A 14,071-nucleotide genomic window follows, 5' to 3' on the forward strand; every position below is an offset into this window, starting at 1 on the left:
CATGAGCAACACCACCACCGCCACCCGCATCCCCTACCGCATGGTGCGCAAGGGTGTGGTCATGTCCCCGCTGGCCGGTGAGGCGAACGAGGTCGAGGGTGTCCTGAACCCCGCCTCCGGCCGCACCCCGGACGGCACCCTGCACCTGCTGCCGCGCCTGGTCGCCGAGGGCAACGTCTCCCGCGTCGGCCTCGCCGAGGTGACCTTCGACGGGGCGGGCGTGCCGAACGGCGTCGAGCGCCGCGGCACCGTCCTGGCCCCCGACGAGGGCTGGGAGCGCGGCAAGAACAACGCCGGGGTCGAGGACCCGCGGATCACCTGGATCCCGTCGCTCGGCAAGCACGTCATGAGCTACGTGGCCTACGGCCCGCTCGGCCCGAAGCCGGCGCTCGCCGTGTCCGGGAACCTCACCGACTGGACACGCCTCGGCCCGATCCAGTTCGGCTACCAGCCGGACCTGGACACCGATCTCAACCTCTTCCCGAACAAGGACGTCGTCCACTTCCCCGAGCCGGTCCCGGGCCCGGACGGCGAGATGGCGTACGCGATGCTGCACCGCCCGATGTGGGACCTGGGCTGGTTCCGCCCGGGTGAGGGCGTCCACCTGCCCGCCGGGGTCACCGACGAGCGGCCCGGCATCTGGATCAGCTATGTCCCGGCCGCCGAGGTCGAGGCCGACATCACCGCGCTGACCCGGCCGCGCGACCACCGCCTGCTGGCGCTGTCCGCGTTCCCGTGGGAGTCCCTGAAGATCGGCGGCGGCCCCGCCCCGATCCGGGTGCCCGAGGGCTGGCTGCTCATCCACCACGGTGTGTCGGGCTCCATCGAGGACCCGTGGGCGCAGAACCAGGACGTGTCGTACGCGGCCGGCGCGATGATCCTCGACCCGGCCGACCCGTCCCATGTCCTCGCCCGCTCGGACCAGCCGCTGATGGCGCCGGAGACCGAGGAGGAGCGCTCGGGCACCGTCCCGAACGTCGTCTTCCCCACGGCGATCGAGGAGATCGACGGCGAGCTGTACGTGTTCTACGGCATGGCCGACGCGCACATCGGCGTGGCCCTGCTGGAGCGCACGGCATGACGGACGGCGCCCTGGGTATCGGCCTGGCCGGCTGCGGCGGGTTCGCGGAGTTCGTCCTGGACGCGATCGCCGGGCTGCCCGGCCTGCGGCTCGCGGCGGTCGCCGACCCCTCGCGGGAGCGGGCCCGGCTGCTCGGTGAGCGGCACGGCGTCCCGGCGCTGGGTTCGCTGGACGAGCTCCTTCAGCGGGACGACGTGGCGGCCGTGCTGATCGCCACCCCGCCGGCCACCCATGCCGCGATGGCCACGGCCGCGCTGCGCGCGGGGCGCCACGTCTTCTGCGAGAAGCCGCTCGCCACCACGACCGAGGACGCCTCGGCGGTCGCCCACGAGGCGCGGCTCGCCGGGCGCGCCCTGGTCGTGGACCATGTGCTGCGCTACAACCCGCTGCTGCGGGCGGTGGAGCGGCTGACCGGGCGGGGGCTGCTCGCGCCGCCGCGCCGGTTCCTGTTCGAGAACGACGCGTCCGACGAGGACCTGGGCCCCGGCCACTGGTTCTGGGACCCGGCGCACAGCGGCGGCGTCTTCATCGAGCACGGCGTCCACTTCTTCGACGCCGCCCGGGCCCTCCTCGGCACCGATCCGCTGAGCGTGCGGGCCACCGCGGTCCGCCGCCCCGGCGGCCCGGTCGACATGGTCAGCGCGGATGTGGTGCACCCCGGGGGCGTGCTCGCCTCGCACCTGCACTCCTTCACGCACGCCCATCGCGCCGAGCGGCAGCTGATGCGCCTGGACCACGGGTTCGCGGAGACCCGGATCAGCGGCTGGATCCCCGTACACGCGGAGGTCACGGCCTGGGTGGACGAGGAGGGTGCCCGTGCCTGGGAGGAGCTGCCGGGGCTGCGGGACGACCTGCTGGCCGTCGAGGGGTTCCGGCCCGGCGGCGGTGAGCGGATCGCCGTGCGCGTGGCGCGGAACGCCGGGTCCGCCGCGCCGGCCCGGGGCCGGGGCGAGCAGCGGACCGTGCCGCACCGGGTGACCGCGGTCCTGGACCTCGGCGGCGAGCCGCGCAAGCCGTATGTGTACGCGCAGAGCGTGCGCGCCGCGATGGCCGACCTGGTGCGGGCGGCCCGTACGGGAGCGTCCCCGGTGGCCGGGCCGGTCAGCGGGTTCGCGGCGGTCGCGGTCGCCGAGGCGGCCACGGTCGCCGCCACGACGGGCGCCGAGCAGCATGTGCTGTCCCCCGGCCGGGCCCTGTTCGCAGGAGTCCCCGCATGAGCTGGTGGCAGGACATGGTCTGCTACGAGGTGTATCCCCGGGCCTTCGCCGACTCGGACGGGGACGGGACGGGCGACTTGGCGGGCCTGACCGCGCGCCTGGAGCACATCCGGGACCTGGGCGCGGACGCGGTGTGGTGCACCCCGTTCTACCCGTCCCCGCTGGCCGACGGCGGCTACGACATCTCCGACCACACGGGTGTCGCCCCGGACCTGGGGACGGACGCGGACGCCGGGCGGCTGACCGCCCGCGCCCATGAGCTGGGCCTCAAGCTCATCGTGGACCTCGTCCCGAACCACACGTCGGACCGCCACCCGTGGTTCCTGGACGCGCTCGCGGCGGGCCCGGGATCGGCGGAGCGGGAGAGGTACCTGTTCCGGGCGGGCCGGGGCGCGGCGGGTGAACTGCCGCCGAACGACTGGCAGTCGGCGTTCGGCGGACCCGCCTGGACGCGGGTCGCGGACGGCGCGTGGTACTGCCATCTGCACGCCCCCGAGCAGCCCGATCTGAACTGGCGCGACCCGGAGGTGCGCGACGCCTTCATGGACGTCCTGCGGTACTGGCTCGACCGGGGTGTGGACGGCTTCCGGGTGGATGTGGCGCACGCCCTGTTCAAGGCGGAGGGCCTGCCGGACGCGGGGCCCGGACAGCACACCGACCCGCTGCGCAACCATCTGATGCCGTACTACGACCAGGAGGAGCTGCACCCGCTGTACCGCGAGTGGCGGGCGCTCCTCGACACCCGTCCGGCGCCCCCGGGCGCGGTGGCGCCGCGCGACCGGGTGATGGTCGCGGAGTCGGCCGTCTTCGACCCGGTGCGGCTGGGCCGCTACATCCGGCCCGACGAGATGCACCAGGCGTTCAACTTCGCCTTCCTGGAGGCGGCGTGGGACCCGGCGGAGCTGCGCCGCGTCATCGACGGCTCGTTCGGGGTGCCGGGCGCGGCCGTCACCTGGCTGCTCTCCAGCCATGACGCGGTGCGGCCGGTCACCCGGTACGGCTCGCGCGCGCGGGCCCGCGCCGCCGCGCTGCTGATGCTGGCGCTGCCGGGCTCCGCGTACCTCTACCAGGGCGAGGAGCTGGGCCTCCCCCAGGCCGAGGTGCCCGTCGACCGCATCCTCGACCCGCTCTGGGAGCGGTCCGGCCGCACCGAGCGCGGGCGCGACGGGGCGCGGGTGCCGCTGCCGTGGTCCGGCGCGCAGGCCCCGTACGGCTTCAGCACGGCGGATGCCGGGGCCACCTGGCTGCCGCAGCCCGATGACTGGGCCGGTCACACCGTGGCCGCGCAGGAGTCGGACCCCGGCTCGACGCTCGCCCTGTACCGGGCGGCGCTGCGGCTGCGCCGCGCTCATCCGGCCCCGGATCCGGCGGCGCCGCCCGTCTGGCTCTCGGAGCCGGGCGCGCCCGTCCTGGCCTTCCGGCGCGGCGCGTTGGCGTGCGCCGTCAATCTGGGCGCCGAGCCCGTACGTACGCCCGGGCGCCCGCTGCTCAGCAGTGGACCGCTCGACGGGGACGTGCTGCCGCCCGACACCGCCGTGTGGTTCCTCACCCCGCCCTCTTCCCGTACCGCCCGTTCCGCTCATGGAGACACCGATGACGACGCCCGTGACTGACCCGACGCCCCGCACCGACCTGTCGGGGCTCGTGAAGGCGTACGACGTACGCGGTGTGGTGCCGGACCAGTGGGACGAGGCGACGGCGGAGCTGTTCGGGGCGGCGTTCGTCCGGGTCACCGGTGCGGGCGCGATCGTGACGGGGCATGACATGCGGCCCTCCTCCCCCGGGCTTGCCCGGGCGTTCGCGCGGGGCGCCACGGCGCGGGGTGCCGACGTCACGGAGATCGGGCTGTGCTCGACGGACCAGCTGTACTACGCGTCGGGCTCGCTGGGTCTCGCCGGTGCGATGTTCACCGCCTCGCACAACCCGGCCCGCTACAACGGCATCAAGCTGTGCCGGGCCGGTGCGGAGCCGGTCGGTCAGGACACCGGTCTCGCGGAGATCCGGTCGCTCGTGGAGCGGTGGACGGACGAGGGGGCGCCGGCCCCGGCCGCCCGCGCGGGTGCCGTCACCGGGCGGGACACGCTGGCCGGGTACGCCGCGTATCTGCGCTCCCTGGTGGACCTGTCCGCGATCCGCCCGCTGAAGGTGGTGGTGGACGCGGGCAACGGCATGGGCGGCCACACGGTCCCGACGGTGCTCGCGGGGCTGCCGCTGACGGTGGTGGAGATGTACTTCGAGCTGGACGGCACCTTCCCGAACCACGAGGCCAATCCGCTGGAACCGGCCAACATCGTGGACCTCCGGGCGCGGGTGCGCGCCGAGGGCGCCGATCTCGGGCTGGCCTTCGACGGTGACGCGGACCGCTGCTTCGTCGTGGACGAGCGCGGCGACCCGGTCTCCCCGTCGGCGATCACGGCCCTGGTCGCCTCGCGCGAGCTGGCGCGGCACCCGGGCGCGACCGTCATCCACAACCTCATCACCTCGCGCGCGGTGCCCGAGGTGATCCGTGCGGCGGGCGGCACCCCGGTCCGTACCCGGGTCGGCCACTCGTTCATCAAGGCCGAAATGGCCCGTACCGGGGCGGTGTTCGGCGGTGAGCACTCCGCGCACTACTACTTCCGCGACTTCTGGAACGCGGATACGGGCATGCTGGCCGCGCTCCACGTCCTCGCCGCGCTCGGCGGCCGGGCCGGCCCGCTGTCCGCGCTGACCGGCCGCTTCGAGCGGTACGCCGCGTCGGGCGAGATCAACTCCACGGTCACCGACCAGGCCGCCCGCACGGCGGCGGTCCGCGCGGGCTGGGAGTCCCGCCCCGGCGTCATGGCGGACACCCTGGACGGGCTCACCGTCAGCGCCGCGGACTGGTGGTTCAACCTCCGCCCGTCCAACACGGAACCGCTGCTGCGGCTCAACGTGGAGGCGGCCACGGAGGAGTTGATGGCCCGGGTCCGGGACGAGGTGCTGGCGACGGTACGCGAAGCCTGACGGGCACCGCCGGGCACGATGCGGTCCATGAGCCCGCACTTCACGTTCCGGGACGGCACCGGTCGTCGGCACGGCGGCCGGCCGGGTGAGGGCCTGCCCGGGTGGCAGGCCCCGGTCCCGTGCGGGCGGTTACTCGGTGCCGTCCGTCAGGGTGACGGTGAGGGTGTCCTCGTCTCGGGTGAGGTGTTCGACGGTGACCATGCCCTCCGCGCCGTCGTAGTCGCCGGTGCCCCCGGTGACAGCGAACTCGTGTGTCCAGCGGCGTGAGCCGACGGGCAGCTCGGTCACGGCGGGGAGCGGGCGCTGGAAGGCGGTGGAGGCGGTGATCATGCCGTCGGCGAGGGCCAGGACCAGCGTCGCCATGACGAAGGCGCCGTCGGTTCCCACGGTGACGGGCAGGCAGTGCGCGTTCTCGGTGCCCACGGCGCGGCCCTCGGCGTCCGTCAGGTCGTAGCGCACGTAGTACGGGACGCCGACGGTCAGGATGTCCGGAATATTCGCACCGGCGCGCCTGCCGTGCAGGGTGAGCTGCCGGCCGGCCCTCCGTGTCGCGTGGGCGGTTCCGGCCGCGCCGGCCACCAGTCCCCCGGTGATCGTCGCCGCCGAGGTCAGTTGCAGCATGCTTCTGCGGTCCATACGGGTCATCCCGTGCCTCACACCCTTGCTCGTCTCCTGCGCGGTGCGCGCTCGCACCCCGACGGCTAACGGCGCCGGGGCCCGGAACGGATCGCCCGCCGCCGGAAGATCACCGGAACGCAGGAGTGGCGCCGGTCAGCCGTCCGTGCCGAAGCGGTCCGGGGCCAGCGTGCTGAGCAGGGCGTTGACCACCAGGTCCGTAGAGGCGGCCATGTCCACGGCGCCGGGGGCCAGCAGCCACTGGACCTGGAGGCCGTCCATCACGGCGATGACGGCGTTGGCCGCGTGCTCGACCTTGTCCGTCCCGTCGTCGGGGAGGCCGCACGCCTCGCGGAGGGCGTCGGCGACGAGACCCCGCAGGCCGTCGTAGCGGTCCCGGAAGTACTCCTGCGCCGGGTGGTCGTCGGTGACGGACTCCGCCGACAGGACGGCGTACAGGCGCACGATGCCCTCGCGTTCGGCGTTGCGGATCGCCGTGTCGACCAGATGGCGCAGGAACGCCAGCCCCTGCGGGCGGTCCGGGCCCAGCTGCTGGATGTCCGACTGGTCGCGGAGTTCGAGGACGCTGGTGAGCAGGAGCGCCTTGGACCGGAAGTAGTGCAGGACACCGGCCTGGGTGAGGCCGACCCGGTCGGCGATCTCGGCGAGCGAGGCGTTGTTGTAGCCACGGGCGGCGAACGTGTCCATCGCGATGCGCAGGATGTCCCGCTGCCGCTGCTGGGCTTCCGGGCTCCTGGGCGTGCGGGGCTTGGCCGACCGGCCGGACCTGCCTGCTGACTGGTTGCTCACCGGCACAGCTTAGACCGGCCGGAACGGGGGTCAACGGGGGCGTCCGGGCCGCTGACCTGGGGGCGGCGGGCGCTCAAGAACCGCCCGCACCAATGCGCGTACGACTACTTACTAACCACTTAGTGGGTGTGCTTTCATATCGCCGTCGTCCACGGAGCCGCGCCCCGCCGCGGTGCCCGAGGGACGCGCCATGTCCTCCCCCAGGCATGACCGAAGGAGAGCCGCACATGTCCCACGACACTCCCCCGCGCCCACGGGCGCGCGCCGCAGGCGCGGCGCTGGCGATGGCCGTCGCGGCCGTCGGCCTGGCCGGCAGCGGTACGGCCGCGCAGGCCGCCGACCCGACGGCTCAGGTATGGGTCACCACCCCCGACGGCGCGAAGAGGCTGTCCGCCGAGGGCTCCGTCGCCTTCACGGGCTCGCCGCAGGGCGTCGACATCCGCGTCGACGCCAGCAGCAGGGGCCAGAAGTTCACCGGGGCGGGCGCCTCGGTCACCGGGGCCTCGGCCCACCTCATCCAGGGCCTGCCGCAGGACAAGCGGAACGCGCTGATGGCCTCGCTGTTCTCGTCGGCCGGCGACGGCATCGGGCTCAGCTATCTGCGCCAGCCGCTCGGCAGCAGCGACTTCAACGCCGACAACAGCCTCTACACGTACGAGGACACGCCCGGCTCCTTCTCCATCGACCGGGACAAGGCCGAGATCATCCCGGTCCTGAAGCGGGCCACCTCGGTCAACCCGGCCATCCGCTTCATGGGCACGCCCTGGTCGCCGCCCGCCTGGATGAAGACCAACAACGCGCTGAACGGCGGCAGCCTCAAGACGGACAGCTACCAAGCGTACGCCGACTACCTGGTCAAGGCGATCAAGGCGTACGGGCAGCAGGGCATCACGCTGACCGACCTGACCGTGCAGAACGAGCCGGAGTTCGCGGCGAGTTACCCGTCGATGACCATGACGTCGTCCCAGCAGGCGGACTTCTTCAAGGTGCTCGACCGTACGCTGACGGCTGCGGACCTGCCGACGAACCTGCTGGCCTTCGACCACAACTGGGACCACCCGAACTACCCGTTGGAGGTGTTCAACGGGACCCCGGGCATGAGCCGGGTGATCGGCGCCGCGTTCCACTGCTACGGCGGCGCCCCCTCCGCCCAGCAGCAGGTCGTCAACGCCGGGAAGCGGGTGTTCTTCACCGAGTGCTCCGGTACGGAGAGCGCCGACCGGTCCGCCACGTTCGCCGACACCCTGAAGTGGCACGCCGAGAACCTCGTCGTGCAGAACATGCGCAACGGCGGCGAGACGGTCATCGACTGGAACCTGGCCCTGGACCAGAACGGCGGCCCGCACCAGGGCGGTTGCTCGGACCGCTGCAACGGTGTCGTGGAGATCGCGAACGGCGATGTGACGCGCAACGCCGAGTACTACGTGCTGGGTCAGCTCGCCAAGTTCGTCAAGCCCGGCGCCACCCGCATCGGCTCGACCAGCCAGGGCAACGGCGGGGTGGAGAACGTCGCCTTCCAGAACCCGGACGGCACCCGTGCCGCGTACGTCGTCAACTCGGCCGGCAGCGCGCGGAAGTTCTCGCTGACCGACGACGGCAGGTCGCTGGTCTACACGCTGCCCGCGGGCGCGGTCGCCACCTTCGTGTGGAACGGCACCGACGGCGGCACCACGGAGCCGGGTTCCATCGACCAGTCCGCCTGGTACCGGGTGAAGAACGCCGGCAGCGGCGCCTGCCTGGACGCCGCCGACTGGGGCACCGCCGACGGGACCGCGCTCCAGCAGTGGAGCTGCACCACCGGCGCCAACCAGAGCTGGCAGTTCCGGTCCGCCGGTGACGGCACCTACCAGGTCGTCAACCGGCACAACAGCAAGGTGTGGGACGTCGACGGCGGCCCCGGCGCGACCGCACCGGGCACCCAGGTGCACCTGTGGTCGTACGTGGGCGGCACCAACCAGCAGTGGCGGGCGGAGCCCTCCGGCGCGTCCGGGCGCTACCGCTTCGTCGCCCGCAACAGCGGCAAGTGCCTGGCCGTGGACGGCGGGTCCACCGCCAATGGGGCGCACCTCTCGCAGCAGCCGTGCGACGGATCGGCGGCGCAGACGTTCTCCCTGGAGAACTGAGCACCCCCGTCCGTGTGCCCCCGCGAGCGGTCAGCTCGCGGGGGCACCTCGCGTACGCGGCAGGGCTCAGCCGAGGCCGCGGTGGGCGGCCCACATCGTGCCGGCGCGGCTCGCCGCTTCGGCGACCAGGGCCGCCAGTCCGGGCCGGTCGGGCACCGGGAACGAGACGTAAGCGCCCCGGCCGCCCTCCACCGGGCGCCCGTACGCCTTCGCGGCGAGGTGGCCGTCGGGGAGGAGCCGGATGTTGAGGGTGGTGAGCCGGAATTCCGTCCCGCGCCGGGTGTCGGTCCAGCGGAGCTCCGCCGGGATCGTGATGTTGACCGCCAGCGCGCTCACTTCCAGGTCTCCGCTCATCCCCTCATGATCCCATGTGCCTCCACGCGCCGGGGCATGCGGCGCTGTGCGCGGGGGCCGCCGTGCTCCCGGGGGTCCCCGCACGCCCTACCGGGGCCCTCGGGCGACAGAAATGATGAGCACACCGCAGGTCAACCTGGTGATCCGCACCCCTGCGGCGGAAGGAGCCCATGGTGTTGCTTCTCATCTCTCCGGACAGCGTCGAGGAAGCCGTCGACTGCGCGAAGGCGGCGGAGTATCTGGACATCGTCGATGTGAAGAAGCCCGACGAGGGGTCGCTCGGCGCCAACTTCCCCTGGGTCATCAGGGAGATCCGGGAGACGGTCCCGGCCGGCACGCCGGTGTCCGCGACGGTGGGAGACGTTCCGTACAAGCCCGGCACGGTGGCCCAGGCGGCGCTGGGGGCCGTCGTCTCGGGTGCCACGTACATCAAGGTCGGGCTCCACGGGTGCACCACGCCCGAGCAGGGGATCGAGGTGATGCGGGCGGTCGTGCGGGCGGTGAAGGACCACCGTCCCGAGGCGCTGGTCGTCGCCTCGGGCTATGCCGACGCCCACCGCGTCGGCTGCGTCAACCCGCTCGCGCTGCCCGACATCGCGGCCCGGTCCGGCGCCGACGCGGCCATGCTCGACACGGCGATCAAGGACGGCTCGCGGCTGTTCGACCACGTCCCGCCGGACGTCTGCGCCGAGTTCGTCGGTCTCGCCCATGCCTCCGGGCTGCTCGCGGCCCTCGCGGGCAGCGTGAAACAGACGGACCTCGCCACGCTGACCCGTATCGGCACGGACATCGTGGGGGTGCGCGGGGCGGTCTGCGAGGGCGGCGACCGCGACGCGGGAAGGATTCAGCCGCATCTGGTGGCCGCGTTCCGGGCGGAGATGGACCGGCACGCCCGGGAGTTCGCGGCCGGCGCCACCCTCAGGGGCTGACCGCCGGGATGCGGACCTTCGAAGAGGCGGGGCGCGGGATCTCCGTGACCGACCCGGCCACCGGGGAGACCTGCGGCGAGGCTCCCGACATGCGGCCGGACGAGCTGGACGCGGTGATCGGCCGGGCGCACCGGGCCTGGCCCGGCTGGCGGGCCGACGCCGCCGCCCGGACTCACGCGCTGCTCGGCGCGGCCGGTGCCGTGGAGGCGGCCGGTGACGAGCTGGCGCGGCTGCTGACCCGGGAGCAGGGCAAGCCGCTGGCCGAGTCGCACGCCGAGGTCGCCCGCACGGCGGCCCGGCTGCGGTACTTCGCGGACCTGGCCCCCAGGACGCGGCGAATCGGTGACGGGCGGCCCGTGCGCAGCGAGGTCCGCTGGCGGCCCGTCGGGCCGGTCGCGGCGATCGTGCCGTGGAACTTCCCGCTGCAACTGGCGGCGGCGAAGTTCGCGCCCGCGCTGGCGGCGGGCAACACCATGGTCCTCAAACCGTCCCCGTACACCCCGCTCGCCACCCGGCTGCTGGGGTCCGTTCTGGCGACCGCCCTGCCCGAGGACGTGCTGACCGTGGTCACCGGGCGCGAACCGCTCGGGGCCCGGCTGGCGTCGCATCCGGGCATCCGGCATGTCACGTTCACCGGTTCGGTGCCCACCGGGCGGGCGGTCGCCGAGGGGGCGGCGGCCTCCCTCACCCGGGTCACCCTGGAACTGGGCGGGAACGACGCGGCCGTCCTGCTGGACGACGTCGATGTGGAGGGGATCGCGGACCGGCTGTTCTGGGCAGCGTTCCGCAACTGCGGGCAGGTCTGCATGGCCGTGAAGCGGGTGTACGCCCCCGCCCGGCTGCACGCGGAGGTGGTCGAGGCGCTGGCCCGGCGGGCGAAGTCCGTCGCGGTGGGCGGCGGCCTCGACCCGGAGACCCGCATCGGTCCGGTCAACAACGCCCCGCAGCTGGCCCGGGTGGCGGAGCTCACCGGACGGGCCCTGGCCGAAGGCGCCCGGGCCGCGGCCGGCGGGCACCGACTGGAGGGGCCCGGCCATTTCTTCGCCCCGACGATCCTCACCGATGTGCCGCCGGACAGCGCGGTGGTGACGGAGGAGCAGTTCGGGCCGGTCCTGCCGGTGCTGCCGTACGGGAGCGTCGACGAGGCGGTCGACGCGGCCAACGGCACGGGCTTCGGTCTTGGCGGCTCCGTCTGGGGCACCGATCCCGACCGGGCGGAGGCGGTGGCGGACCGGCTGGAATGCGGGACGGCCTGGATCAACCATCACGCGGAGCTGTCGCTCGCCCAGCCGTTCGCCGGGATCAAGGACAGCGGGGTCGGCGTGGCGGGCGGGCCGTGGGGGCTGTACGGAAATCTGCGGCCGTTCGTCGTCCACCGCCCGGAGGGTCCATGACCAGGAGATTCCGGGCGGCGGTGCTGCGTGGGTACGAGGAGCCGTTCGCGGTCGAGGACGTCGTCCTGCACACCGGACCCGCCGCCGGTGAGCTGCTGGTGGAGATCGCGGGCGCCGGGATGTGCCGGACGGACCTCGCGGTGCGCCGGTCCGCCGGCCGCAGCCCGCTCCCGGCGGTCCTCGGCCACGAGGGGGCCGGGGTCGTCGTGGCGTCGGGCGGCGGGCCCGGTACGGAGACGGGCGTCGGGGACCGTGTGGTGCTGAGCTTCGACTCCTGCGGGCACTGCCGGAACTGCCGGGGTGCGGCCCCCGCGTACTGCGACTCCTTCGCCGCGCTCAACCTCTTCGGCGGACGTGCGCAGGAGCCGCCCCGGCTCGGCGACGCGGACGGGAAGGCGCTGGCGCCCCGCTGGTTCGGCCAGTCCTCGTTCGCCGATTACGCGCTCGTGTCCGCCCGCAACGCCGTCCGCGTCGACCCCGCGCTGCCCGTCGAACTGCTCGGGCCGCTCGGCTGCGGATTCCTCACCGGGGCCGGGGCGGTGCTGAACACCTTCCGCGCCGGTCCTGCCGACCCGCTGGTGGTCCTCGGTGCCGGGGCGGTGGGTCTGGCCGCGGTCATGGCCGCGGGGGCGGCCGGTGTGCCGGTCGTGGCCGTGGACCGGCTGCCGGGGCGGCTGGAGCTCGCCGAGCGTTTCGGGGCCGTCCCGCTGTCCGCCGACGCGCCCGGGCTGCCGGAGCGCGTCCGCCGGCTGACGGACGGCGGCGCCCGGTACGCGCTGGACACGACGGCGTCGCCCGCCCTGATCAACGACGCGCTCCGGGCGCTGCGCCCGACCGGGACGCTGGGCCTGGTGGCGCGGCTGCACGGCGCCCTGCCGCTGGAGCCGGGCACCCTGGACCGGGGCCGGAGCGTGCGCCACATCTGCGAGGGGGACGCGGTGCCGGGGCTGCTGATCCCCGTACTGGCGGAGCTGTGGCGGGCCGGGCGGTTCCCCTTCGACCAGCTGATCCGTACCTATCCCCTGGCCGACGTCAACGAGGCCGAACGCGACTGCGAAGCGGGCCGGGTGGTCAAACCCGTCCTGATCCCGGAGGGAAGAAGCCGATGAACGAGGCATGCGGTACGACATCCCAGGACCTGGCGGCGGAGGGCGTGGCCGGGGGTGTGGGGCTGACCGCTCTGCTGGTCGCCGCCGCCCGCGCGATCGAGACCCACCGTCCCGACAGCCTGGCCCGCGACGTCTACGCCGAGCACTTCGTGCGGGCCGCGCCGGCCTGCGCCGAGTGGCCCGTGCGCATCGAGGAGGTGCCCGACGGGGACGCGGACGCGTTGTGGGGCCGGTTCGCCCGTTACTTCGGGCTGCGGACCCGGGTCCTGGACGATTTCGTCGTACGGTCGGTGCTCACCGGCGTCCGGCAGGTGGTGCTGCTGGGCGCCGGGCTGGACACCCGGGCGTTCCGGCTGGACTGGCCGGCGGACTGTGTGTTCTTCGAGGTCGACCGGGCGGGCGTGCTGGCCTTCAAGCACCAGGTGCTGACGGAGCTGCCGGCCGCGCCGAAGGTGAACCGGGTACTCGTTCCGGTCGATCTGCGCGACGACTGGGTCGCCGCGCTGACCGCTTCGGGCTTCGATCCGGCGGCGCCGAGCATCTGGCTGGCGGAGGGGCTGCTGTTCTATCTTCCGGGGCCCGCCGAGACGTATCTCGTGGACACCGTGGACCTGCTGGCCACCGAGGGCAGCGCCCTGGCCTTCGAGGCGAAGCTGGAGGCGGACCTGCTGGTGTACCGGGACAGCGCGATCTACACGGCGACGCGGGAGCGGACCGGCATCGACCTGCTCGGCCTCTTCGACCTGGGGCCGCGCCCCGACTCGGCGGGCCGGCTGTCCGCGCGGGGCTGGTCCGCGTCGACGCACACCCCCTTCGAGTTCACCCGCCGCCACGGGCGCGGCCCGCTGCCGGTGCGGAACGACGCGCTGGAGGGGAACCGGTGGGTGTTCGCGTACCGGCGCCGGATGTAGCACTTACGGCAACTCGCGGGTGAGCCAGACGACTTCGCCGTTGTCCTCCATGGAGAGGTGGTCCCGTACGAATTCGAGCTTCGCCAGGACCCGGAGCGAGGGCGCGTTCCATGGGGCCACGGTCGACCAGAGCCGCCGCCGCCCGGTCGCGGCGGCGGCACCGAGCACGGCGCGGGCGGCCTCGGTGGCGTAACCCCGGTTGTGCGCACGCCGGCAGAGCTCGTAGGCGATCTCGGGCTCCTCCAGGGTGGAGCGGCCGGTGGTCAGGCCGCAGTATCCGATGAAGTCGCCGTCGTCGCGGCGCTGGATGGGCAGGAGCGCGATGCCGCTGTACCGCGTGCCCGCGAGCAGGCCGCCGATGGCCTGCCGGGCGCGGTCGGCCGTGTAGGTCCTCTCGCCGCGTTCGGAGAGCAGTTCGCTGAACGCGGGGGCGTCGGATTCGGCCCAGGGGCGCAGGATCAGCCGCTCGGTCTCCAGGTGGTACGGCATGGTCGCGTAGGTCGGCATGCCCCTACTCTGCCGCACGGCCACGGGCGGCCGGGT

13 protein-coding genes are annotated in these 14,071 nt (G+C 73.7%); 9 read left to right on the forward strand and 4 right to left on the reverse strand.

The window, feature by feature from the left end:
* The first annotated feature begins 1 nt into the window (after position 1).
* The 4 genes from OG338_RS00430 to OG338_RS00445 are packed head-to-tail and all read left to right on the forward strand — an operon-like array spanning position 2 to position 5,283.
* Positions 2–1,081, forward strand: a complete 1,080-nt coding sequence (locus OG338_RS00430; RefSeq protein ID WP_405935385.1) for a glycosidase — start codon at positions 2–4, stop codon at positions 1,079–1,081.
* Positions 1,078–2,298, forward strand: a complete 1,221-nt coding sequence (locus OG338_RS00435) for a Gfo/Idh/MocA family protein (RefSeq protein ID WP_405935386.1) — start codon at positions 1,078–1,080, stop codon at positions 2,296–2,298. The genes OG338_RS00430 and OG338_RS00435 overlap by 4 nt, the downstream gene beginning before the upstream one ends.
* Positions 2,295–3,911, forward strand: coding sequence for a glycoside hydrolase family 13 protein (locus OG338_RS00440; protein ID WP_405935387.1), 1,617 nt, complete (start codon positions 2,295–2,297; stop codon positions 3,909–3,911). The genes OG338_RS00435 and OG338_RS00440 overlap by 4 nt, the downstream gene beginning before the upstream one ends.
* Complete coding sequence (locus tag OG338_RS00445) at positions 3,892–5,283, forward strand: phosphomannomutase/phosphoglucomutase (RefSeq protein ID WP_405935388.1); 1,392 nt, start codon at positions 3,892–3,894, stop codon at positions 5,281–5,283. Before OG338_RS00440 ends, OG338_RS00445 begins: the two co-directional genes overlap by 20 nt.
* 129 nt (positions 5,284–5,412) lie before the next feature.
* Here OG338_RS00445 and OG338_RS00450 read toward each other — a convergent pair whose 3' ends face one another.
* A complete protein-coding gene (locus OG338_RS00450; protein ID WP_405935389.1) occupies positions 5,413–5,919 on the reverse strand; it encodes a hypothetical protein in 507 nt (168 codons plus the stop codon).
* Between the two features lie 135 nt (positions 5,920–6,054).
* Positions 6,055–6,708 (reverse strand): TetR/AcrR family transcriptional regulator, encoded by a 654-nt coding sequence (locus tag OG338_RS00455; protein ID WP_405935390.1) that lies wholly within the window; start codon positions 6,706–6,708, stop codon positions 6,055–6,057.
* Positions 6,709–6,935: 227 nt separating this feature from the next.
* Between OG338_RS00455 and OG338_RS00460 the strand changes: the two genes are divergently transcribed.
* Positions 6,936–8,831 carry an RICIN domain-containing protein gene (locus OG338_RS00460; RefSeq protein WP_405935391.1) on the forward strand — a complete coding sequence of 632 codons (1,896 nt, stop codon included), beginning with the start codon at positions 6,936–6,938 and terminating at the stop codon, positions 8,829–8,831.
* Positions 8,832–8,897: 66 nt separating this feature from the next.
* Here the strand turns inward: OG338_RS00460 and OG338_RS00465 are convergent, their stop codons facing one another.
* A complete protein-coding gene (locus tag OG338_RS00465) occupies positions 8,898–9,185 on the reverse strand; it encodes a hypothetical protein (RefSeq protein WP_405935392.1) in 288 nt (95 codons plus the stop codon).
* A gap of 173 nt (positions 9,186–9,358) precedes the next feature.
* On the opposite strand from OG338_RS00465, the gene OG338_RS00470 reads away from it, so the two are divergent.
* From OG338_RS00470 to OG338_RS00485, 4 genes are read left to right on the forward strand one after another with little or no spacing between them, the layout of a single operon-like run.
* The gene (locus OG338_RS00470; protein ID WP_405940276.1) at positions 9,359–10,114 is read left to right on the forward strand and encodes a (5-formylfuran-3-yl)methyl phosphate synthase; all 756 of its coding nucleotides are present in this window, start codon (positions 9,359–9,361) and stop codon (positions 10,112–10,114) included.
* A gap of 8 nt (positions 10,115–10,122) precedes the next feature.
* The gene (locus OG338_RS00475; RefSeq protein WP_405935393.1) at positions 10,123–11,508 is read left to right on the forward strand and encodes an aldehyde dehydrogenase family protein; all 1,386 of its coding nucleotides are present in this window, start codon (positions 10,123–10,125) and stop codon (positions 11,506–11,508) included.
* Positions 11,505–12,617, forward strand: a complete 1,113-nt coding sequence (locus tag OG338_RS00480; RefSeq protein ID WP_405935394.1) for an NAD(P)-dependent alcohol dehydrogenase — start codon at positions 11,505–11,507, stop codon at positions 12,615–12,617. The genes OG338_RS00475 and OG338_RS00480 overlap by 4 nt, the downstream gene beginning before the upstream one ends.
* Positions 12,614–13,528, forward strand: a complete 915-nt coding sequence (locus tag OG338_RS00485; RefSeq protein WP_405935395.1) for a class I SAM-dependent methyltransferase — start codon at positions 12,614–12,616, stop codon at positions 13,526–13,528. Before OG338_RS00480 ends, OG338_RS00485 begins: the two co-directional genes overlap by 4 nt.
* A 3-nt stretch (positions 13,529–13,531) precedes the next feature.
* On the opposite strand, the gene OG338_RS00490 is transcribed toward OG338_RS00485, so the two are convergent.
* The gene (locus OG338_RS00490) at positions 13,532–14,035 is read right to left on the reverse strand and encodes a GNAT family N-acetyltransferase (protein ID WP_405935396.1); all 504 of its coding nucleotides are present in this window, start codon (positions 14,033–14,035) and stop codon (positions 13,532–13,534) included.
* Positions 14,036–14,071: the final 36 nt, after the last annotated feature.

The organism is Streptomyces sp. NBC_00726 (assembly GCF_045161735.1).
Lineage (GTDB): Bacteria > Actinomycetota > Actinomycetes > Streptomycetales > Streptomycetaceae > Streptomyces.